This is a genomic window from Ornithinimicrobium pekingense DSM 21552 (assembly GCF_000421185.1).
GTDB lineage: Bacteria > Actinomycetota > Actinomycetes > Actinomycetales > Dermatophilaceae > Ornithinicoccus > Ornithinicoccus pekingensis.
Map to the genome: position 1 here is coordinate 1 of NZ_ATWJ01000002.1, position 20,970 is coordinate 20,970.

The following is a 20,970-nucleotide window of genomic DNA, read 5'->3' on the forward strand; positions in this document are numbered from 1 at the left end:
CGTCCGACCATGCCGCTGTGAACGCGTAGCGTCCGACCATGCCGCTGTGAACGCGTAGCGTCCGACCATGCCGCTGTGAACGCGTAGCGTCCGACGGGACTGCTGCACGGGTAGGTGACAGGTTGGGTCAGGCTGCGTGAGCGGCCGGTGTGGTCATGATGGTCTCGTACTCGATGGGGGTCAACCGGCCGAGGGCGTCCTGTCGGCGGCGGCGGTGGTAGGTGCGCTCGATCCAGGTGACGATGGCGATGCGCAGCTCCTGGCGGGTGGTCCAGGTGCGTCGGTCCAGGACGTTCTTCTGGAGCAGGGCGAAGAAGGACTCCATGGCGGCGTTGTCACCGGCCGCGCCGACCTTGCCCATGGAGCCGACCATGCCGTGGCGGTGCAGGGCGCGGACGTGCTTCCGGCTGCGAAATTGGGACCCTCGATCGGTGTGCAGGATGCACCCGGCGACGTCACCGCGGCGGGCGACGGCACTGCTCAGGGCGTCGACGGCCAGGCGTGACTTCATCCGGTCGCTGATCGAGTAGCCCACGATCCGGTTGGAGAAGACGTCCTTGACGGCGCACAGGTAGAGCTTGCCCTCGCCCGTGCGATGCTCGGTGATGTCGGCCAGCCACAGCTGGTTCGGTGCCTCGGCGGTGAAGTCGCGCTCGACCAGGTCGTCGTGCACCGGAGGCCCGGGCTTCTTGCCGTTCCTGCCACGCTTCTTGCCGAACGCGGACCACCAGCCGTTCTGTGAGCACAGCCGCCAGGCGGTCCGCTCGCACATGTCCTGACCAGCGTCGCGGGCCTCGTCGACCAGGTACCGGTAGCCGAACTCGGGGTCGTCCTTGTGCGCGTCGAACAGGGCGTTGGCGCGGTAGGCGGCCGCCAGCTCGGCATCGGTGACCGGGTCCGCGAGCCACCGGTAGTAGGGCTGGCGAGCGAGGTTGAGCACCCGGCACGTCACCGTGACGGGGATCCCGTCGCCGGCCAGCTCGCGGACGAGCGGGTACATCATTTTCCCGGCAGGTTCGCCTGGGACAGGTAGGCCGCGGCGCGGCGCAGGACCTCGTTCTCCTGCTCCAGCAGCCGGATCCGCTTCTTGGCCTCGCGCAGCTCGGCGTTCTCGGCCGCGGTGGTCCCGGGCCGGGCACCGTCGGCGACGTCGGCCGCGCGCATCCAGTTGCGCAGGCACGACTCGGCGATGCCGAAGTCGGCGGCGATCTGCTTGATCGTCTGTCCAGGCTCACGGTTGCGCGCGACGTTGACCACGTCGTCACGGAACTCCTGGGGATAGGGCTTGGGCACAGTGCACATCCTTCCAGCGACGCCACGAAGCGTCACAGATCAGATGTCACCTACCCGTGCAGCAGTCCCGTCATCGCGGACCTGAAGTCCGGTCCGCTCGCCCACGCCCCCTCAGGGTCCTTCTGCGCCAACGGTGCCTGGACGGTGCTGGCCGCGATCGCGTTCAACCTGACCCGCGCCGCCGGGGTCCTCGCCTCGGTCGCGCACGCCCGGTCCCGTCCGGCCACGATCCGCGACCAGCTGATCAACATCCCCGCCCGTATCGCCAACCGCGCCCGACGATTCCACCTGCACCTGCCCACGAACTGGCCCTGGCAGGACGCCTGGCTAGGCCTCTTCGACGCCGCCTACGCCCCCTCCTGACCCTGCCCCCTGCCCCTTCGAGGAACGACCCACGTGGAAAAGCCGGGCAGACCGGCGGACCTCCCACGCCCAGAACCCCGACCCGCTCCACATATCGTCTTCAGCGACGCGCGACGCCTCTCACGAACCCGCTCGGCGGATCCAGGATCAGTGCACCAGTCCCACGGGGCTTCGGCCGAGCTGGCACAACTCGGCCAGGGGAGGGGCAAGCCGTCGGTAAAGTGTCGATGACCATTCCTGCGTCTGCACGTCCAGCGGTGGCCCCTCTGGGGCGATCGTTTCACCCCTGACCCAGGAGCACGATCCCACTGGCGCAGCGTGCGTCGCACTAAAAGGAGACCGTAGTGAACGCTGAGCCCCCGAGCGCGAACCATGACCAACGCACCGTCGTGATATGCAACGACTTCGCCCTAGAGCGCTACAAGCATGTTCTAGCCGAACAGTCATCTCTCGATGCTAACACCCATACGTCTTTCACCCTCTTTCAGGGCATTTTAACTGCAACTGTGGCAGCGGTCTCCCTCGTCGTGCTCCAGGCCGAGGCATGGTCCCTCACTACCGAAGCGTCCATGGCCGTCCTTAAGACTGCCGCACTTCTCACGGCACTAACGGGAGCGGCGTTTGTCGCCTCGATGGTCGGCAACATGTTCTCTTGGATTGATCTAAGAAGGGAGGAGCAACGCATAACCCTTAGATTCGCGAATGATATGGGACGTGACGACCCCTCATTCGGCAACATTTGGCGGTGGAAGGAGTTCTATTTGACCATAATGGTTGCGGTCTGGACCGCAGCAGCCGCCTGGCTCCTACTCGGCCCGTACATGAACCTCGTGGCGTCAACATAACCCGCTGTCCCGGCGGCAAGACGCACGCAGCCGCGTCGACGCTACACGGGGCTGTAGCACCGATATTCTCGTTGCGGTTCTACGTCGTCCGCTTTCCCTCTGCCACTTGTCCGCACCAGGGACCCCCGACTGTGTGTAAGAAACGCCGGCCACGGGCCATCTCTAAACACTGCGGCCGCAGCGGAACCAAGCCACTTGGAGAGCGCCCTGAATTCCTTTGGCCGGCCGCGCCCCGCTGATCCTCCCACTGTTCAGGGGCGTCCTCCAAGCGCATGAGACGCCTAATGACAACTCACGGCCGCCGCGCGATCCACCCATCCCGGGCCGCCATGTGGGCCATGTCCTGACAGTCATGGCCCACCACAGCTTCACCGTCGCCATAAAAGAGTAACCCATCCAACACACTCGCTAGGTCGACCGACCACGCCTCGGCGATGATTCGCATCAGCAAACCTTCAAAATCTAGTTGCTTCACATAGTAATACCCCCTTGCGTTGCGAGGCCGTCCAAAGTCAGTCAACTCGTGCGCAAAGTTTTTGTCCGGCCTCTCATCGCCATATAGTCTCCATGAGCCATACTGGCCGTAGGTTCCAGAGAGAACGACGTTGTCTGCAATTTGAATTAACGCGTGGTCGTCTCTGTGCCAAACTCGATGTGCGTCATCCCCACCTGATTGCACGTCTACGGTATATCGCGGAACGAAGACGATTTCACTCCGTTCGCGGGCCCATTCAGCGAACTGGCAACTATCAATAAATCCCGAGCGCACCTGAGCAAACACCATCGCCTGAGTGTCCCCGCCGAGGCGTAGGACGAGTTGAGGAATGCTGAAGGCTTCATCGTTTCCATCAGCGATCTCGGCATTTACCCAATCGCACCATCGCTCGGCTTGTCCGCTTGCCCAGGCAGACCAAGCTTGCCGATCCGGGACAAGGTCGTAACGCAAGCGGTCGGCCGTAGTGGGCATGCCCTTCACGATTCCGGTGACACCTCCCAAGTCCCCTCCTCCGCGAAATCCGCCGATGGCAACGCACGCGGAAGCCTGGAACACGCCGTCGTTCGAGCCGATGGACGGCGGAACAGGCGAGAGTGACGCGCGCGCGACGACTTCGCCAGCAACCACTATCTCGTCCAAGCGCTCGGCAACTTCTTCGACGGGAGCGGCGGCCCGCCCGAAGACGTAATCGTAATTCGGTCGCTCGGTAATGCGACGCAGTAGTGCAGAGCCGGGGATCGCCCTCCAATCGTTGGCGTTAATAACCCTGCGCAAAGGCTCATCTCCGACACGCGCGTCAATGTCGCAGTCGACCGCGGGGGCCATATATGCACACGCCTCGTCAAGCGTGAATTGGCGGCCTTGGTGACGGAGCAAACCGCCATCCTCGAAAGGGTTCAGGCGCAAACGAACTGATACGGATGTGCCTCCATGGTGCCTTACCTCACGGCCTTCCGCCGAACGGAGTATGGGGCGGGTGGCCACACCGCCACCAAAGTGCAGAACCTGCGTCGCCGCCGAGGCTGCATCATAACGCCGAGATATCACGCTAACTTCGTCGCCTAGCATGAAGACGGAGAAGAAGCCGATCCCGAATCTGCCAACCGCGGAGAATCCGCTGGCGCCTAAACCAGGGTGCTCTTGTCGCATCAATTGCGATCCCCAGTAGCTCTGGCCAAAATCCAATAGAGTGCCACTTAACACCGCAGAGGACATACCCACACCGAAATCGTTCACAGTCAGGAACCAGTGACCATCTGCAGACTCTTGCAGTTCCACTTGGATCGCACGACTCTGCTCTCCGAGTACTTGCTGTAGCGCGCGAGACGCATCGCGTGCGTTTTGAATGAGCTCACGCATTGCTACTAGGGGCTCCTCGCCGTAAAGCCGCTCGGCTCCCAGTTGTCGGACCAACCCAGGAACGTTGTTGATTCTCGGTCGAGCATCGATAGGTTGCCAGTTCTCAGTCCGGATGTATTCTGCTAGGCGGCGGGGTTCCTCGATTGCGCGAACTCCCTTAGCCGCAAAACGTGGCCGGTCTCTTTCGGCCAGAAGCGCATCCACAGATCGGAGTTCAAGGTCCACCATTTGAAGGGCCTCGTAGCAAACCCACCATGCCTGTGCGTCCGTGACATCAAACGCGCGCGGGGACGTGTAGACCAGTCTATCCCCAGCTAAACGTGGGCGCTGAAGTCGTCCCTGAAATGACCAATGCAAATCGGAATACTCATGCGGTGCGCGGATCGCTCTCAAGAACCCCGGGGCTCGTCGCTCGTCTAGATGCGCAGCGTCAGCTAAGCGCATCAGGCACGCCAATTTCAACTCATCGACAGTCCAATCCGCAGGACAATCGACGGGCGCACCAATTGGCTCGTCGCTTGAGAAGCGCGCTGCTACCTCTTCAATACTCCACCAGTGGCTCGCTGCGATTTCTCCGATCAAAGAACCGTACCGTTCCCGCAGTTCCGTATTCTCAAGCAATTGGTAACTCGCACCTGAAGCGCGCGATTCCCAAGTTACGAAGGCCAACCGCGACGCCCGTGAAGCGTGTCTCTCTCGTAGCGCGGTCTCTTTAGCCATGAGTAAGGCGCGTTCCGGAGGATCTGCTAGATCGTCACCCTGCGGCGGTTCGCCGGTGCAGTGATAGATGCAGGTGGCCAGGATGTCTTGCCATCCGTCTTCTTCTTGCAGTTCCGCCAGTCCGCCTGGCCATGCAGCGAGACCCATGCCCAAGTCGTGGATAAGGAATGCGCCCCCAAGCACGAACGCTTCCGTGGGAGTTAGCTCGACGGTGCCATTGGTGATCTCGTCCGCCATTTCCCAGAGCGCGTCGAGATGAGTGACGTCGTGAACTGTGTATTCGCGAAGGTCTTGCGGAATCTCTGCGGCCAGGACCGCGGCTCGCTCTCGGAAGGCATGGTACGCCGACGCCAGCTTAGCTCGCTGTGCTCCATGGGGGTCCTGGCTTTGGGCGCCCAAAGATCGGGTCCAGAGTGAGGTCTCCTCGTAGCCAAGTGACACGTTCGTCTCCCGTCAAAGGCGTATACCGCGGCGGTCCTTGCACGCAGCGTACGCCTGAGTCGCAAGTGCCCACGTCAGTGCCCCCCGGGCGACCAGTGGGGGCGGGGGCGCTAGATCGTCCCCGGTGACCGAGTAGTCTGAGCCGGGGCGGCTTCTGGGTTTCCGACACCCCCGTCAACCTGCATTATTGTCTTCACCCTCGTTCGAAGCGTGGTTAGCCAGCAGAGGTCCACTTCGATTGGCCGCGCGATACGTCGGCCGCACTATCTTCACCGGGGTTGAGGGCAATGAGAGGCCGGTTGCTTGGCATTCGAATGTCAGCGGCCCGCCATGTTGCCGACCTTGGGCGCCGTCGGATCACCGACAGATCTCTCGGAGGGTGGGGACACATCGGCGCCCACATCAGGGTGGGCCGCGGCGCGGCCGGGGTGGACGTCGGCGGAATGCTAGCGGTGTGGACCAAGCACCTCCTGAGAGGAACCCGGATGGAGCGCTTGTAGCGCCCGCCGTTGGCTGGATCGGAGGCTGCCGCTGGCATTTGCCTTGGGCGCCGCGAGAGCTGGAGACGCCGTGCTTAGTCGCCTAATGAGTCGGGTCTGGTGTTGAGCTGCATGAGGATCCCTGCTGGAGAGACCTGTTGGGTTTGACTCGGTGGACGGGATGTCGTTGGCAGCGCGCCATACGGCGAGGTCGCCGACGAGCTCGTCGTCGACGCCCAGGGGCAGGGTCCGTTGCCAAGGGCTGCGGGCGCACGCACAGGCCTGCCGGGCTTCGTCGGCGACACGCTGCTTGAGGTCGTCGATCCGGTGGGTGAGCCGGTCGAGGTAGTCGCTCGTCTTTGCGTCCTGCCGCAAGGCGGGTGGCACGTTGGGCAGCCAGGGCAGGGGCGCGTCGCGGCGGGGCGGCGGGGTGGCACCACTGATGCGCCATGCGAGGGCGGCCGCGGGGTCGTCGGCCTCAGTGATGGACCGGGTGCCGCGGTACCAGGTCGCCTCCTCGACCACCCTCTGCGGTGGCGTGCCGTCGACCCAGCGCAGCGCGACCTGACCCGCAGGTGCGGGTAGGCCGGTTGTCCGGTAACGCCCGGTAGCCACCGCTCCAGGGCGTCGTCCAGCGCCGCCATCCGCTCGAGTCCGAGGCGCTGCTGGGCCAGGACGGGTAGGGCGTCCTCGTAGGCCAGCACCGCCTGCCGCAGCAGCTGGGCGGCGTCGCCGCGCACGACGGTCGTCGCCGACAGTGTGCGGCCGTCGCGGGCGAGGATGCCGGTCAGCACCTGTCGCGGGTCGACGGCCGTGTCATGGATCTCGGGGCCGACACCGTCCAGGGAGGACGTGGGTGCGCCGAGGTAGAGCTGGTTGGTCTCCCGGCCGCGGGAGAGCGCGACGTACATCGCCTGCCGGGTCTCCGCCCCGGTGAGGAGGGTGTGGGTGGTGTCGACGGTGGCGCCCTGGGCGCCGTGGATGGTGCTGGCGTACCCCAGCTGCACGTGCTCGGCCACGTAGGTGGCCGGCAGGGTGACATGAACCGGCTTGCTCCGGGCTCTGTGGGCCCGGCGTTCTACCGAGGCGGACCCGTCGGGGTGGACGGCCAGGAGGTGCCACCGGTCGCCGTTCTTGACCCAGGACCCGTCCCCGGCCCGCAGCCGCCGGTCGTTGCGGCGGGTGATCACGGTGTCACCGGCACTCGCGCGGGTGCCGTCGGCTAGGGTCACCTCGTGCGCGGGCGGCTGTCCGGTGGTGTCGAGGCGGTCCTGCCGGGCGCGCTGGTTCATCTCACGAACGGTGTCGCGCGTGGCGGCCAGCAGCAGGCTGGACAGCCCGGCCTGCTGGTCGGCCCGCCAGGCGGCGTACGCCGCCTCGACCACGTCCCCGGTGTCGCCGGTGTGGATCCGTCCGTGGTCGAGGTAGTGATCCAGGGCGGCGGGGTCGCCGTCGCGGATCGCGAGGGTGGCCGCCCCTTCGACGGGGTCGGTGAACCGGTGCAGCTCCGTCAGGGTGGCGGTGGTGCCGTGCGCGTGTCCCTGCTCGGCCAGGTCACGGAAGATCCCACCTGCGGCGACGGCGGCCAGCTGTTGGTCGTCCCCGACCAGCCGGACACTGCCTCCGACGTCGACGACCTGTCGGACCACCGCTGCGAGGTCACGGGTACCTGCCATGCCGGCCTCGTCGATGAGCACCATCGTCCCCGGGCCGACCGCTCCAGCCAAGGCAGACGTCGTCCCCGCCCCCGGTGACGCACCGGCCCGGGCACCGGTGTTCTCGTGGAGGTACTTCGCGAGGGTGTCCGCGCGGATCCCGGTGGCGCGACCGAGCTCGTCAGCCGCCACCGCGGTCGGTGCCAAACCCAGGACCGTGCCGCCGGAGGCTTCCCACGCCCTCGCGAAGGCGCCCAGGGCGGCGGTCTTGCCGGCCCCGGCCGGGGCCAGGGCGACCTGCACCCGGCACCCGCTCGTCGCCAGAGCGCGGACCATCGCCGTCTGGGACCCGGTCCAGGCTCGGACCGTCCGCGCGCTGGGCGGCCAGGACGGTCTCGACCACGGCCGGGTCTTCTTGGCGACCGTCGCGACGCAGCCCCAGGGCGAGGAGCTCGTCCTCGGCGGCCAGGATCGCCCGGGAGGTGTAGGCCCGGCTGCCGTGCACCGTGTGCGCGGACTGCCCGTCCGGGCGGCGCAGCATCTCCGGCTCGCCCAGCTCCGGCGGGACCCCGACCGGTACCGAGAAGCCCTGCAGCACCCAGCGTTCCACCTCACGTCCGTACCCCTCCAGCCGGGCCAGGGGAACCTGGGCGGTGCGGAGCTGGCGCAGGGTCTCGGCGCGCACGTGCCAGATCTGCCACGTCGCCCGCGATCCCTCCAGCACCTTCACTACACGCGCAGCGAGCACCTGGGGACGCACGTCCCCACCACTCCCTGGGAACGTACCCGGATACGTCCCTACCCACCGACCTGCGACGATGCCCGCGTCCCTACCGCGTCCTTGGTTGCGTCCCCACCCCGCTCCCACCGCCGCGGCGACCATCTCCTGCGGGCTCGTTCTTTCACGCGTGAGCACGGCGGCAGCCTGCGCGTTCCAAGCCTCGCGCTGCTCGGCCTCGGAGCGGGGTTCGTGCTTGCCCGGGCGGGTCTCCAGGTTCGCCTGCTGCGCCAGCGCCAGCGACTCGACAGTCGTGGGGTTCCGGCCGTGGTCGGCCAGGAAGGCCGAGGCAAGCTCGCGCTGCCGGGCCTCGATCGCCTGACGTCTCGACGACCAGGCGCTGAGCAGGGCAGGGTCGATGCCGTCGATCTCCCGCACCGCCCGCTTCCCCTCCATCCCGGGGCGGTCGCTGAACCGGACGCCGAGCCGCTGGACCAGGCCGGCCTCGAGGTGGGTGTTGTAGTGCTCAGACGCCATCACCTTGGCCTTGAACAGCATCCGCCCGTCCAGGGTCAGCCAGCGGCCGCCCTCCTCCGGGAGCGACTGGACCTTGTTCGAGACGACGACGTGGGTGTGCAGGTCCGGGTCACCGGTGCGCGAGTCACGGTGGTCGAACGCCGCCGCGATCAGCCCGTTCACGGGGACCTGACGGACGCCGCCCTTGCCGACACGCGTGAACGCCACCTCGCGCTCCAGCATCGCCAGCGTCTTGCGGACCGCGTCCTCGTGCGCGGCCTCCACCTCCTGGGCGACTTCGGCGGGCGCCAGGGCCCACAGGGCCGAGACCGACTTCACCGGTGAGAACGTCAGGTCGAACCCGGCCACCGGCACTTGCGCCGGCCCTGACGCCTTCGCGATGAACGTCGTCAGTTCGGCCGAGTCGACGGGTGCGCGGCCGTGCCGCTGCTCGAACACCTCTCGGGCGACCCGCGTGCGGATCAGCGCGCGTTCCTCCGCGGGTATCGGGTGGTTCCACGCCAACCCCTGGGCGGTGTTGTGCTCGCTGAACGCCCGGGCCGTCACCTGCCGCAACGTCGTGGCGTCGAACGTCGGGAACGCCCGCCCCAAACTGCCCCACCCATGGACGGCCGCGTCAGGTTCGCTGGACCGGGGGTGGAGGCCCTGCCCGAACAGCAGCTTCATCTGCTCCTCGGTGACCACGTCATCGACCTGCAGGTCCAGGCCGGCCAGGCCGGTGCCGAGCCAACGACCGGGCGCTTCGCCCTTCTCCTCGTAGTAGCTGGCGAGGCCGGCCTGGCGCTTCTCCGTCGCGTCGTGGGCCGCGACCTGCTTCGTCAGGTACGTGTACCCGCTGCCTGCGGCGAGCTTGTGCAAGGTCATCACGTATACCAAAGGCGGCCGAAGGAGCCCCAGGGTCAAGTCCGGTGGAGTGGTGTACGCGGTGATCCCTCGATGAGTGGTTAGGCGGTCAGTGCGGGGACGAGGGTGGTGCTCACCTCCTGGGTCGGTTCGGCTGGCTCGGTAAGGGCTGCTCGGCAGCGGGTGAGGACGTCCAGGCCGATGTAGCGGCGTTGCTCGGCCCAGGCGTCGTGCTGCTCGGCCAGGACGGCGCCGACGAGGCGGATGATGGACTCGCGGTTGGGGAAGATGCCGACGACGTCGGTGCGCCGGCGGATCTCACGGTTGAGCCGCTCGTTGGGGTTGTTCGACCAGATCTGGCGCCACACCTCCTTGGGGAAGGCAGTGAACGCCAGGATGTCCGCCTTCGCCTCTTCGAGGTGCGCGGCGACGGCGGGCAGCTTCTCGGTGAGCGCGTCGAGGACGCGGTCGAACTGGGCGTGCACGGCCGGGGCGTCGGGCTGGTCGTACACGCTGTGAGGGAGCGCCTTGACCCACGGCCAGGACGACTTGGGGGTGGCGGACATGAGGTTGGCGGCGTAGTGGGTGCGGCACCGCTGCCATGCCGTCCCCGACAAGGTGGCGCCGATGGCCTCGACCAGGCCGGCGTGGGCGTCGGAGGTGACCAGCCCGACCGGCCCCGCTGAGGTGAGGCCGCGGGCGACCAGGTCGCGGAAGAAACCGAGCCAGGATGCGGTGCTCTCGCCGGTGGCGACCTGGATGCCGAGGATCTCGCGGTAGCCCTCGGCGTTGATCCCGGTCGCGACCAGGGCGGACACCTTGACCACGCGGCCGCCCTCACGGACCTTCAGCACCAGGGCGTCGGCGGCCACGAATGTGTACGGGCCGCCTTCCAGGGGTCGGGTGCGGAAGGACTCGACGTGCTCGTCGAGCTCGGCGGCCATCGTGGACACCTGGGACTTGGACAGGCCGGTGATGCCCAGGGCGGTGACCAGCTTGTCCATCCGCCGGGTCGAGACACCGAGTAGGTAGCAGGTCGCCACCACCGTGGTCAGCGCTGCTTCGGCGCGGCGGCGGCGCTCGAGGAGCCAGTCGGGGAAGAAGGACCCTTCGCGCAGCTTGGGGATCGCCACGTCGAGGGTGCCGACGCGGGTGTCCAGGTCGCGGTGCCGGTACCCGTTGCGGCGGTTCGTACGCTCGGTGGTGCGGGTGCCGTAGTCGGCGCCGCACACGCTGTCGGCCTGTGCCGAGAGCAGGCTGTTGATGAACGTGCCCAGCAGCTCGCGCATCAGGTCCGGACTGGCCTGGGCCAGCTGCTCGTGCAGGAACTGCTCAGGGTCGATAATGGGGCCAGCGGCCATCGTGGTGCTTCCTTCTCGAGTCGGTTGTGAGAGATCACTCGAAGGATCACACCGGTGGCCGCGCCTACTTCAGCAGGACACGCTCACCCGGGTGCTCGTACACCACTCTGCAGGACTCCACTGAGCCCCAGGGGTTCACGAGTTTCGCCGAGTGCACCAGGTGTGTCCTTGATCTGCTGGTGCTGGGTGTCGGTCGGTCGCGGAGCTGCTCAGAAAAAAGGTTCAAGAAAGTGAGTCCCGGAGGGGGGTCTCGGCCGCTTAAGGGGGTAGACGGGTTCGTCGTCCGGTGGGTTATCCACAGGGACGGTCGAGTGCCTGTCTGGTCCGCACGGGATCTGGCCTACTGGAGGTTGGTCCCTGAACGAAGGGAGTGGACATGTCGACGATGGCGAGCGGGAGTCCGGAGCAGCGGAGCAAGGCACCGGTGGGGCCGCTGCAGCGGCGGTGGTACAGCGTGCCCGAGGTGGCGGAGATGCTCGGCTACGGGCCCACGAAGGTGCGCATGATGTGCATCTCCGGCGACCTGCGATCGCTCAAGGACGGCGGGTCCAGGCGCATCCTGCCGGCGTGGGTCGACGAGTACGTCGCCAAGCGGGCCGCCGAGGCGGAGGCGGACTGGCCGTGAGCAGGCGCGCGAACGGCGAGGGGTCGATCTACCCGTACCGGAACGGCTTCGCGGCGCACGTGTGGATCACCACCCCCGCGGGCCGGCGCCAGCGCAAGTCCGTCTATGGGAAGACCCGGGCCGAGGTACACGAGAAGTGGCTCCGCCTGCACGAGCAGGCGCGGCGCGGACCGGTCGTTCCGGTCTCGCCCCGCCTGCGCGACTTCCTGGAGCAGTGGCTGACGGAGACCGTCCGCCCCGGGCTCTCCCCGGCCACGGCGAGCAACTACGAGATGTTCTCCCGGCTCTACATCGTTCCCGACCTGGGGGACCGCAAGCTCGAGAAGCTGTCGGTCCGCGACGTCCAGACCTGGGTCAACGAGCTGCGGGTGCGGTGCCAGTGCTGCTTCCAGGGCAAGGACGCCGCCCGGCCGGAGCCGCAGTGCTGCGCACGTGGGCAGTGCTGCCAAGAGGTCGCGTCGGACTGGACCGTCCACCAGGCGTGGCGGGTGCTCCGCGGGGCACTGACCCAGGCGATGCGGGAGGAGCTCGCCTTCCGGAACGTGGCCGCGCTCGTGCGCGTGCCCGTGCCCCGGGCGAAGCGATCGGCCGTGTGGTCGGTGGACGACGCGCGGCGGTTCCTCGAGTCGGCCCGTGATGCCGGGGATGCGATGTACGCGGCCTACGTGCTGCTCCTCGTGCTCGGGCTGCGGCGGGGCGAGGTGCTCGGCCTGGCGTGGGAGGACGTCGACCTGGAGCGGGGCGAGGCGTACATCGCCTGGCAGGTGCAGCGGGTCGACGGACAGCTGCTCCGGCGACGGACGAAGACCCCCTCCTCGGATGCGCCGCTGCCCCTGCCGGACATCGCCGTGCAGGCGCTCGAGCGGCACCGGGATGAGGAGGATCGGCGAAGGGCGGCCGCCGGCGACATGTGGGGCGACTGCGGCCTCGTCTTCACGACCCGTCTCGGTGACCCGCTCGACCCGCGCAACTTCCACACGGCGTTCAAGACCCGGGCGGGCAAGGCCGGCGTCCCGATCATCCCCGTGCACGCGACGCGGAGGACCTGCGCGAGCCTGCTCGTCTCGCTCGACGTGCACCCGCGGGTGGCGATGACGGTGCTCCGGCACAGCCGGATCTCGATGACCATGGAGGTCTACTCCCAGGTCTCGTCGCAGGCCACGCGCGAGGCACTGCGCCAGCTCGGCGGACGACTGGGCGGCTCGGTTGGCTAGACCCCGAATGAAGATGTCGCAGTTCGACGACAAGGGCACATGTCGCGGTACCGTGACATTTCAAGATGTCACAGATATGTGACATCTACGGTGGGGAAGTGGGTCGCATGCTCAGGACGGTCCGAGACGTCGGTGCTGCGGTGCGCCGAGCACGCCGGGAGGCCGGGCTCAGTCAGCACGCTCTCGCCGACCGGGCGGGGGTCTCCCGCCAGTGGCTCTCCCGCGTGGAAGCGGGGAAGGGTCCCTCCGCCGAGATCGGCAAGGTGCCTCGACGTCCTTGCCGCCCTCGGACTTGCGGTCGACCTGGTCACCACCCCCGTGACCGAGGCCGCGGACGATGACCCGTTTGCCGGTCTCTTCGAGGGCGGCTCGTGACGGCATTCCTGGACGTCTACCTCGACGGCGTCCTGGCCGGACAGCTCGATGAAGGTGGGGGGCACCTTGGCTCGTCCGTGTCGCCACTGCCGTCGCTCGCAGGTCCACCCGCGGGCTCCGCGCCTTCCACGCGCGTGCGAGGCCACCCGGAACTCGGCTGACTAGCGCTGTGAACAGGACTCTTGCTGGGAACGACCGCATCACTGCTGCTGTGGGCAACACATGTGCGCTTACTGCAAATCACACCAACGCAGTTTCTGTGATGTCCGTGTAGATTGACATTGTGGACGTCGAAATGTTCGGGAACAAGAGAACCGGAACCCTCGTGCCGATCTCGGGTGTGGACCCACGATCCGGGGAGTGGACACACTCCGCCTTCGTTCCCGCGCCATTGACGGAGGACCTGCCCGACCTGAGTTATCAGACATGGATGCGAGTCGCCAACGCGCGCGCTGCCCTCGCGGCACTGGACAGCACAGCGCGTCAACTGCCCAACCCCCAGCTGCTCCGGCGACCTTCACTGCAGAGGGAAGCCCAGAGCACCTCGGCGCTAGAGGGCACCTACGAGCCACTGCACGCGGTGCTGACCGCCGACGACGAGGGCCCGGTGAGCCTCACGATGCGCGAGGTGCTCAACTTCGTGACGATGGCCGACCTGGCCTTCCGCTGGGTGAACGAAGGGCGCACGTTATCCGTCCCCATGCTCGCCGAGCTGCAGCAGACGCTGGTCCGCGGCACCCCGGCGGAGAGCCCCTCGTCCGGGCAGATCAGGACGATCCAGGTCGTCATCGGGCAACGCCGGACGGCTGCCGTCGGGGAGCTCCCGGTCAAGGCCGCCCGGTTCGTCCCCCCTCCTCCCGGGTTGGACCTCGAGGCGAACGTGCGCGACCTGGTGCGCTGGATGGCCGCGGACCACAAGGACACCATGGACCCGGTGGTCGTCTCGGCGCTCTCGCACTACCAGTTCGAGACCCTGCACCCCTTTCACGACGGTAACGGACGCATCGGCCGCCTTCTCATCGTCCTGCAGCTCTACGCCTCTGGGGTCCTCAGCGAGCCGACCCTCACGGTGTCGCCCTGGTTCGAGGCACGACGCACCGAGTACTACGACCGCCTCCTGGCGGTGAGCTGCGCCGGCGAGTGGGACCAGTGGATCTCCTTCTTCGCCCAGGGGCTCGAGGAGTCGGCGCGGACCACCCGTGGGCAGATGCTGAGGCTCGTCGACGTGCAGTCGGACCTGAAGGAGACGATCCGCGCCTCGTCTCTGCGCGCAGACAAGGCCCACACCCTCGTCGACTACGCGGTCGCGCACCCCTCCTTCACGGTGCGGCAGGTCCAACGCGACCTCGAGCTCTCCTACGGCCGGGCCAACGGCCTCGTCGGTCAGCTGGTCGACCTCGGCGTCCTCTCGTCAACGGGTGAGACCTACCGCCGCCGCTTCTTCGCCCCTGCCGTCCTCGACGTCCTGCTCAGTGCTTGACGGCGTTGCACCACGCACGTCACCCCATACCTGCAGGTCAGGCCCATGATCGCCGCGTTTGCAGCCGTACTTTCCTGGGGTACGGGGCACGAAAGAGGCCCTTCCCGCAGTGCGGGAAGGGCCTCTGACCTGGGGTGGAGGCGAGGGGACTCGAACCCCTAACCCCCTGCTTGCAAAGCAGGTGCGCTACCAATTGCGCCACGCCCCCGTGATCGGTCCTGACCGAAGGGCCGCGGACCAGGGATGTTGAGTTGTCTTCGCGCCGTACCGGTCAGCTCACTGACCAGGCGTGTGGACGTCGTCCGTCGCCTCCGCCCAGAGGTCACGCTCGGCCTGGGTGTCCTGCATCTTCTTCAGGACAGCCACACCGACCGCTGCGGCGGCGAGCATGATCAGACGCTTCACGGGTGTCTCCCTCGTACGACGGCGACGGTGCTGGTGGGCCTAACAGGACTTGAACCTGTGACCTCTTCCTTATCAGGGAAGCGCTCTAACCGACTGAGCTATAGGCCCTTGAGATCGCGTGCGGCACGCGACGAACGAGATTACCGCACGGTCGGGCGGCACCCAAATTGCCTGCGTCGACCACCGTCCGGGTGCCAGCACCTCTACCCCGTTCCGTAGCATTCCTGCTATATTCATGCGTATGACTGCTCCTGGCACACCGGTCATCAGCTGCCGCGGGCTGACGATGGCCTACGGCGACAACGTCGTGCTGGACTCCATCGACATCGACGTGCCGCGGGGCCAGGTGGTGGCGCTCCTGGGACCCAACGGCGCGGGCAAGACCACGACGGTGGAGATCCTGGAGGGGTTCCGCCGGCGCAGCGGCGGCACGGTGGACGTGCTCGGCGCCGACCCCGAGCATGCCCCGGAGGCGTGGCGCGCCCGCGTGGGGGTGGTGCTGCAGAGCTGGCGGGATCACGCCACCTGGAGGGTGACCGACCTGCTGCGCGTGGTGGGCGGCTACTACGCGTCATACGGCACCGCGGCGGTCCCCCGACCCTGGGACACCGACGAGCTGCTCGACCGGGTCGGCCTGAGCGAGCACGCGGGCAAGCGGATCGACCGGCTCTCCGGGGGTCAGCGACGCCGGCTCGACGTCGCCGTCGGCCTCGTGGGCCGGCCCGAGCTCCTCTTCCTCGACGAGCCGACGACAGGGCTGGACCCCGCCGGCCGCCGGGACGTCCACGAGCTTGTCGCCGACCTCGTCGACCTGGACACCACCATCATGCTGACCACGCACGACCTCGCCGAGGCGGAGAAGGTGGCAGACCGGCTGCTCATCCTGGCCGGCGGATCCATCGTGGCCGACGGCAGTCCCGACCAGCTGCGTCTGCAGCTGTCACGCTCCAGCGAGGTGCGGCTCCGTGACCTGGCCACGGGGGAGGTGACGGTGCACACCGAGCCTGACCCCACCGCATACCTGACCGAGGTGCTGGCCCGCCGCCCGGGGGAGGTGCAGGTGGTTGAGGTCCGCGCCGCCTCGCTCGAGGACGTCTATCTCGACATCGTGCGCCGGGCGGAGTCCGGTGACGGTGTCGGCCCCCTCCCGACCATCGACCCCCTCCGAGAGGTGACCCGATGAGCCGCCCGTCGATCCCCGCATCCGTGCTGCGCGCCGCGGTGCGCCAGGCCAGGACGACGCTGGTCCGGAAGTACAGCACGCCGAGCGGACTCGGGAACCTCTTCGTCCCGCTCGTGATCCTGGTCGTGCTCTTCTGGGTCCGGGACGCCGACTTCTCCGACGGCCTGGTCACCGCGGGAGGTTATGTCTTCGCCGGTTTCCTGGGCTTCGGGGTCGTGGCGGCGGCGATCATGGGCGTGGCCGGCGAGCTGCAGACCGAGCGTGAGGACGGGACCCTGCTGCGCGCCAAGGCGGTGCCGCACGGGATGACGGGCCACCTGCTGTCCAAGCTGCTCGTCACCCCGGTGGACGCGCTGATCCCGGTCGTGCCCGCGGTCGTCGGTGCCGCACTGCTGCTGCCCGAGGGCACCATGCCGACCGGCGTGGGTCGGTGGGCCCTCCTGTTCGTCGTCTTCCTGCTGACGGTGGCCGCCATGATGCCGTGGGGGGCGGTCCTGGGCGCGGTCTTCCGCTCGATGATGGGGTTCGCGTGGGCCATGATCGGCATCTACGTGCTGGCCGCGGTCTCCGGGCTGTTCTTCCCGGCGACCCTGATGCCGGCCTGGGCGCAGTGGCTGGTCCAGGCCACCCCGCTCTACTGGATCGGTCGTGCCTTCCGGGCGGTGCTGCTGCCCGAGGCGTCCGGGGCGGTCGAGATCGGTGGGTCGTGGAACGTCGGCCTGACCCTCGTCGTCCTGCTGGCCTGGGCGGTCGTCGGGCTCCTGGTGGCGCCCGTCCTGCTGCGGCGCATGGCGCGACGCCAGTCCGGCAGCCTCGTCGCCGCCGCCCGCGAGCGCGTGATGCAGCGGGGCTACTGAGCGACGATGACCCCCCAGCCCGCTCCGAGCGAGACCATCCACAACCGCATCGCCATGCTGCGCGTCGAGCGCGGCATCACCCGGCGCCAGCTGGCCGACGCCCTGGGCGTGCACTACCAGACCGTCGGCTACCTCGAGCGCGGTGAGTACAGCCCGTCGCTGCACCTGGCCCTGCGCATCGCCGCCTATTTCGAGGTGCCGGTCGAGGTGGTGTTCTCGCTCGAGGCGTTCCCCCGCCTCGGCAGCTGAGGGCTGCCGGGGTCTGGGGCGGAGCCCCAGCGGGGGTGCTCGGGGGCGGGGCCCCCGAGTGAGCTCACTCGTCGGAGAGCGTCACCTGGGTGCCGCCGACCAGCGCGGCGCAGATGTTGTAGAGGAACGCCGTCAGCGTGGCCAGGGCGGTGAGCAGGAAGACGTTGAGCACGCCCAGCACGGCAGCCAGCGACACGACCCGGCCGAAGCCGAAGTAGTCCATCAGGTCGAACGACGGGCCGCCGGTCTCACCGCTGGTCACCTGGGTGAAGAAGTCGCTGATGGTGGAGAAGACGTTCATCCCCGACAGCACTGTCCACAGCAGCGCGACCATGACCACGCCGGCGATGCCGAGCGCGACCGAGACCAGGAAGCTGATCTTGAGCACCGACCACGGGTCGATCCGCTGGGCGGTCAGCCGGACGCGACGGGGTCCTCCGCGCCGCGGTGCGGGACGGCCGCCGCGGGCCGGTGCGTTGGCCGGACGGGAGGAGGAGGCGGCGCCGCGCGGGGGGGCACCCCGGCCGGCGGTCGCCCCGGCGGCGGACCCGGCGGCCAGGCCGGCCGTGGTGCTGCGCAGCGCCCGCGCCTTGCGTGCCGCGAGGTCGCGGCCCTGGGCGGTGCGGGCCATGGCACCGTCACGCATCTTGGCGGCGGTCGACCGGTCCTCGCCGGACTCGGGCGCCGAGGCGCCACCCTCGGTGCGGCCCTCCGGGGCCCGGGTGCCGCCGTCGGAGCCGGGCCGCGGGTGGACCTGGGTCTCGTCACCAGACGTCGACGAACCCGGCTGGGCGCCGTGGGTGGTGCTCATGCATCGTCTCCCGTGGGGGGTTCGCTGGTCTCGTCGGCCGGTCCGTCACCCACCGACCCCTCCGACGGTACGCCATCGGCCCCGTCGGCCACATCTTCCGCGCCGCCACCAGCAGGTATGCCGTCAGCCGTGGGCGCGGGCAGGTCCTCGTCGAGGTCGACGTCGGCGGCGATCTCCTCCACCTCCTCCAGCGCCGTGCTCTCGGCGTTGCGGGCGACGGCCACGATCGAGTCGTTCTTGGCGGGGGAGGCGAAGATGACGCCCGCGGTGTCGCGGCCGGTGATCCGCACCTGGTCCACCCCGGAGCGGACCACGTTGCCGCGCTCCATCACGACCAGCACCTCGTCGCCGTTGTGCACGGTCAGCGCACCGACGAGCTCGCCGCCTCGGCCGTTGGTCTTGGCGACCTTGATACCCAGACCGCCGCGGCCCTGCACCCGGTAGGCCGAGACGGGGGTGCGCTTGGCCATGCCGGTCTCGAAGACCACGAAGACGAAGGGGTCCTCGCCGTCGGGGACCACGGACATCGAGAGCAGCTCGTCGTCGCTGCGGAACTTCATACCTGTGACGCCGGAGGTGGCCCGCCCCATCGGGCGCAGGGCGTCGTCGGTGGCCGTGAAGCGCACCGACTGGCCCTTGCGGGAGACCAGCAGGACGTCGTCCTCGGCGCTGGCCAGCTGCGCACCGACCAGCTCGTCACCGTCGCGCAGGTTGATCGCGATCAGGCCGCCGGAACGGGGCGAGTCGTAGTCGCCCAGGCGCGACTTCTTGACCAGGCCGTTGCGGGTCGCCAGCAGCAGGTAGGGGGCCTGCTGGTAGTCCTCGATGGTGAGAACCTGACGGATCCGCTCGTCGGGCTGGAAGGCCATGAGGTTGGCCACGTGCTGACCCTTGCCCGTCGGGCCGCCCTCGGGGAACTCGTAGGCCTTGGCCCGGTAGACCCTGCCCATGTTGGTGAAGAAGAGCATCCACTGGTGGGTGCTGGTGATGAAGAAGTGCTCCACCACGTCGTCGGCGCGCAGCGCGGCGCCGCGGCGCCCCTTGCCACCGCGGTTCTGCGGGCGGTACTCGCGCACCGGCGTGCGCTTGACGTAGCCGCCGCGGGTGATGGTGACGACCACGTCCTCCTCGGGGATGAGGTCCTCCATCGACACGTCGCCCTCGTCGGGCACGATGCGGGTACGGCGGTCGTCGCCGTAGCGCTCGACGATCGTGCCGAGCTCGTCGCTGATGATGGAGCGCTGCCGCTCGGGACGGGCCAGGATGTCCTGGTAGTCCTCGATGAGGGACTGCAGCTCGTCGTGCTGCTCGATGATGCGCTGACGCTCCAGGGCGGCCAGCCGGCGCAGCTGCATGTCGAGGATGGCACGGGCCTGGATGTCGTCGATGCCGAGCAGCTCGATCAGGCCCTCGCGCGCGTCGTCGGCCGAGGGGCTGCGGCGGATGAGCGCGATGACCTCGTCGAGCATGTCGAGGGCCTTGAGCAGGCCGCGGAGGACGTGGATGCGCTTCTCGGCCTCGTCGAGGCGGTACTGCGTACGCCGGACGATGACCTCGACCTGGTGGTCGACCCAGTGCCGCACGAACGCCGAGACCGGCAGGGTGCGCGGCACCCCGTCGACCAGCGCGAGCATGTTGGCGCTGAAGTTGGCCTGCAGCTGGGTGTGCTTGTAGAGGTTGTTGAGCACGACCTTGGCCACGGCGTCGCGCTTGAGCACGATGACCAGGCGCTGGCCGGTGCGTCCGGAGGTCTCGTCACGCAGGTCGGCGATGCCGGCCAGCCGGCCCTCGTTGACCAGCTGGGCGATCTTGCGGACCAGGTTGTCGGGGTTGACCTGGTAGGGCAGCTCGGTGACGACGAGGCACTGCCGGCCCTGGATCTCCTCGACCTCGACGACCGCGCGCTGCACGATCGAGCCGCGGCCGGTGCGGTAGGCGTCCTCGATGCCGCGCCGGCCCATGACGAGCGCGCCGGTGGGGAAGTCGGGCCCGGGCACCAGCTCGATGGTCTTCTCCAGCAGCTCCTCCCGGCTCGCCTCGGGGTGCTCGAGCAGCCACTGGGCGGCGGAGGCGACCTCGCGCAGGTTGTGCGGGGGGATCTGGGTGGCCATGCCGACGGCGATGCCGGCCGAGCCGTTGACGAGCAGGTTGGGGAAGCGCGACGGGAGCACCGACGGCTCCTTGGTCTTGCCGTCGTAGTTGTCGACGAAGTCGACCGTGCCCTCCTCGATGTCGCGCACCATCTCCAGGGCCAGCGGCGCCATCCGGCACTCGGTGTACCGGGGGGCGGCGGCACCCTCGTCGCCCGGGGTGCCGAAGTTGCCCTGCCCGGAGATGAGGGGGTAGCGCAGCGACCAGGGCTGCACCAGACGCACCATCGCGTCGTAGATCGCGCTGTCACCGTGCGGGTGGTAGTGACCCATGACGTCGCCGACGACGCGGGCGCACTTGTTGAACCCCCGGTCGGGCCGGTAGCCGCCGTCGAACATCGCGTAGACGACGCGGCGGTGCACCGGCTTGAGGCCGTCGCGGACGTCCGGCAGCGCTCGGGAGACGATGACGCTCATCGCGTACTCGATGTAGCTGCGCTGCATCTCCATGTTGAGGTCGACCGCCTCGATGCGGTCGGTGTCGCCCGGGGAGCGGTCGACCGGCGCCGTC

The 20,970-nt window shown here is 68.3% G+C and carries 17 protein-coding genes and 2 tRNA genes; 9 read left to right on the forward strand and 10 right to left on the reverse strand.

Features of this window, described 5'->3' with window-relative positions:
- Positions 1–127: 127 nt before the first annotated feature.
- Positions 128–1,293, reverse strand: a protein-coding gene (locus K330_RS0101180) for an IS3 family transposase (RefSeq protein ID WP_156875640.1) whose coding sequence is annotated in 2 segments (ribosomal slippage) — positions 128–1,006 and positions 1,009–1,293 — 1,164 coding nt in all. Because the reading frame shifts where the segments join, the coding sequence is not laid out codon by codon here.
- Between the two features lie 144 nt (positions 1,294–1,437).
- Between K330_RS0101180 and K330_RS18325 the strand changes: the two genes are divergently transcribed.
- On the forward strand, positions 1,438–1,656 hold the full coding sequence (locus K330_RS18325) for a hypothetical protein (RefSeq protein ID WP_420329248.1): 219 nt from the start codon (positions 1,438–1,440) through the stop codon (positions 1,654–1,656).
- Positions 1,657–2,000: 344 nt separating this feature from the next.
- Positions 2,001–2,501 (forward strand): hypothetical protein, encoded by a 501-nt coding sequence (locus tag K330_RS0101195; protein ID WP_022920032.1) that lies wholly within the window; start codon positions 2,001–2,003, stop codon positions 2,499–2,501.
- 292 nt (positions 2,502–2,793) lie between these two features.
- On the opposite strand, the gene K330_RS23065 is transcribed toward K330_RS0101195, so the two are convergent.
- The 4 genes from K330_RS23065 to K330_RS0101215 form a co-directional block, all read right to left on the reverse strand.
- Positions 2,794–5,517 carry an HD domain-containing protein gene (locus K330_RS23065; protein WP_084617014.1) on the reverse strand — a complete coding sequence of 908 codons (2,724 nt, stop codon included), beginning with the start codon at positions 5,515–5,517 and terminating at the stop codon, positions 2,794–2,796.
- A gap of 574 nt (positions 5,518–6,091) precedes the next feature.
- A complete protein-coding gene (locus K330_RS22335) occupies positions 6,092–7,942 on the reverse strand; it encodes an ATP-dependent DNA helicase (protein ID WP_229665808.1) in 1,851 nt (616 codons plus the stop codon).
- The gene (gene mobF / locus K330_RS23070; RefSeq protein ID WP_029202179.1) at positions 7,833–9,770 is read right to left on the reverse strand and encodes a MobF family relaxase; all 1,938 of its coding nucleotides are present in this window, start codon (positions 9,768–9,770) and stop codon (positions 7,833–7,835) included. Before mobF ends, K330_RS22335 begins: the two co-directional genes overlap by 110 nt.
- Positions 9,771–9,850: 80 nt before the next feature.
- Entirely contained in the window at positions 9,851–11,110 is a 1,260-nt protein-coding gene (locus K330_RS0101215) for an IS256 family transposase (RefSeq protein ID WP_022920034.1), read from the reverse strand.
- 376 nt (positions 11,111–11,486) lie between these two features.
- Here K330_RS0101215 and K330_RS0101220 point away from each other — a divergent pair, with 376 nt between their 5' ends.
- The 4 genes from K330_RS0101220 to K330_RS0101230 all read left to right on the forward strand — a co-directional run bounded on the left by K330_RS0101220 (position 11,487) and on the right by K330_RS0101230 (position 14,804).
- Entirely contained in the window at positions 11,487–11,735 is a 249-nt protein-coding gene (locus tag K330_RS0101220; RefSeq protein WP_229665803.1) for a helix-turn-helix domain-containing protein, read from the forward strand.
- Positions 11,732–12,949 carry a site-specific integrase gene (locus K330_RS0101225; protein ID WP_022920036.1) on the forward strand — a complete coding sequence of 406 codons (1,218 nt, stop codon included), beginning with the start codon at positions 11,732–11,734 and terminating at the stop codon, positions 12,947–12,949. Before K330_RS0101220 ends, K330_RS0101225 begins: the two co-directional genes overlap by 4 nt.
- A gap of 107 nt (positions 12,950–13,056) precedes the next feature.
- A complete protein-coding gene (locus tag K330_RS23075) occupies positions 13,057–13,290 on the forward strand; it encodes a helix-turn-helix transcriptional regulator (RefSeq protein ID WP_229665802.1) in 234 nt (77 codons plus the stop codon).
- A 464-nt stretch (positions 13,291–13,754) separates the two neighbouring features.
- Complete coding sequence (locus tag K330_RS0101230; protein WP_022920037.1) at positions 13,755–14,804, forward strand: Fic family protein; 1,050 nt, start codon at positions 13,755–13,757, stop codon at positions 14,802–14,804.
- A gap of 135 nt (positions 14,805–14,939) precedes the next feature.
- Here the strand turns inward: K330_RS0101230 and K330_RS0101235 are convergent.
- The 3 genes from K330_RS0101235 to K330_RS0101245 form a co-directional block, all read right to left on the reverse strand.
- Positions 14,940–15,012: transfer RNA gene (locus K330_RS0101235), tRNA-Ala, on the reverse strand.
- Between the two features lie 68 nt (positions 15,013–15,080).
- Positions 15,081–15,209, reverse strand: a complete 129-nt coding sequence (locus K330_RS24100) for a DLW-39 family protein (RefSeq protein ID WP_022920038.1) — start codon at positions 15,207–15,209, stop codon at positions 15,081–15,083.
- 31 nt (positions 15,210–15,240) lie between these two features.
- Positions 15,241–15,317, reverse strand: a tRNA-Ile gene (locus K330_RS0101245).
- Positions 15,318–15,450: 133 nt separating this feature from the next.
- Between K330_RS0101245 and K330_RS18340 the strand changes: the two genes are divergently transcribed.
- The 3 genes from K330_RS18340 to K330_RS0101260 are packed head-to-tail and all read left to right on the forward strand — an operon-like array spanning position 15,451 to position 17,498.
- Positions 15,451–16,392 (forward strand): ABC transporter ATP-binding protein, encoded by a 942-nt coding sequence (locus K330_RS18340; RefSeq protein ID WP_022920039.1) that lies wholly within the window; start codon positions 15,451–15,453, stop codon positions 16,390–16,392.
- Positions 16,389–17,249, forward strand: coding sequence for an ABC transporter permease (locus K330_RS0101255; RefSeq protein WP_022920040.1), 861 nt, complete (start codon positions 16,389–16,391; stop codon positions 17,247–17,249). The genes K330_RS18340 and K330_RS0101255 overlap by 4 nt, the downstream gene beginning before the upstream one ends.
- 6 nt (positions 17,250–17,255) lie before the next feature.
- The gene (locus K330_RS0101260; RefSeq protein WP_022920041.1) at positions 17,256–17,498 is read left to right on the forward strand and encodes a helix-turn-helix transcriptional regulator; all 243 of its coding nucleotides are present in this window, start codon (positions 17,256–17,258) and stop codon (positions 17,496–17,498) included.
- Positions 17,499–17,562: 64 nt separating this feature from the next.
- Here the strand turns inward: K330_RS0101260 and K330_RS24425 are convergent, their stop codons facing one another.
- Both K330_RS24425 and gyrA read right to left on the reverse strand, forming a co-directional pair.
- Positions 17,563–18,309 (reverse strand): DUF3566 domain-containing protein, encoded by a 747-nt coding sequence (locus K330_RS24425; RefSeq protein WP_268238289.1) that lies wholly within the window; start codon positions 18,307–18,309, stop codon positions 17,563–17,565.
- On the reverse strand, positions 18,306–20,909 hold the full coding sequence (gyrA, locus tag K330_RS0101270; RefSeq protein ID WP_229665807.1) for a DNA gyrase subunit A: 2,604 nt from the start codon (positions 20,907–20,909) through the stop codon (positions 18,306–18,308). The genes K330_RS24425 and gyrA overlap by 4 nt, the downstream gene beginning before the upstream one ends.
- Positions 20,910–20,970: the final 61 nt, after the last annotated feature.

Excerpts from the sequence above, each read along its gene's own strand:
- mobF (WP_029202179.1), bottom strand. The coding sequence starts at position 9,770 with ATGACCTTGCACAAGCTCGCCGCAGGCAGCGGGTACACGTACCTGACG.
- K330_RS0101215 (WP_022920034.1), bottom strand. The coding sequence starts at position 11,110 with ATGGCCGCTGGCCCCATTATCGACCCTGAGCAGTTCCTGCACGAGCAG.
- K330_RS0101220 (WP_229665803.1), top strand. The coding sequence starts at position 11,487 with ATGTCGACGATGGCGAGCGGGAGTCCGGAGCAGCGGAGCAAGGCACCG.
- K330_RS23075 (WP_229665802.1), top strand. The coding sequence starts at position 13,057 with ATGCTCAGGACGGTCCGAGACGTCGGTGCTGCGGTGCGCCGAGCACGC.
- K330_RS0101230 (WP_022920037.1), top strand. The coding sequence starts at position 13,755 with ATGCGAGTCGCCAACGCGCGCGCTGCCCTCGCGGCACTGGACAGCACA.
- K330_RS18340 (WP_022920039.1), top strand. The coding sequence starts at position 15,451 with ATGACTGCTCCTGGCACACCGGTCATCAGCTGCCGCGGGCTGACGATG.
- K330_RS0101255 (WP_022920040.1), top strand. The coding sequence starts at position 16,389 with ATGAGCCGCCCGTCGATCCCCGCATCCGTGCTGCGCGCCGCGGTGCGC.
- K330_RS0101260 (WP_022920041.1), top strand. The coding sequence starts at position 17,256 with ATGACCCCCCAGCCCGCTCCGAGCGAGACCATCCACAACCGCATCGCC.
- K330_RS24425 (WP_268238289.1), bottom strand. The coding sequence starts at position 18,309 with ATGAGCACCACCCACGGCGCCCAGCCGGGTTCGTCGACGTCTGGTGAC.
- gyrA (WP_229665807.1), bottom strand. The coding sequence starts at position 20,909 with ATGGAGATGCAGCGCAGCTACATCGAGTACGCGATGAGCGTCATCGTC.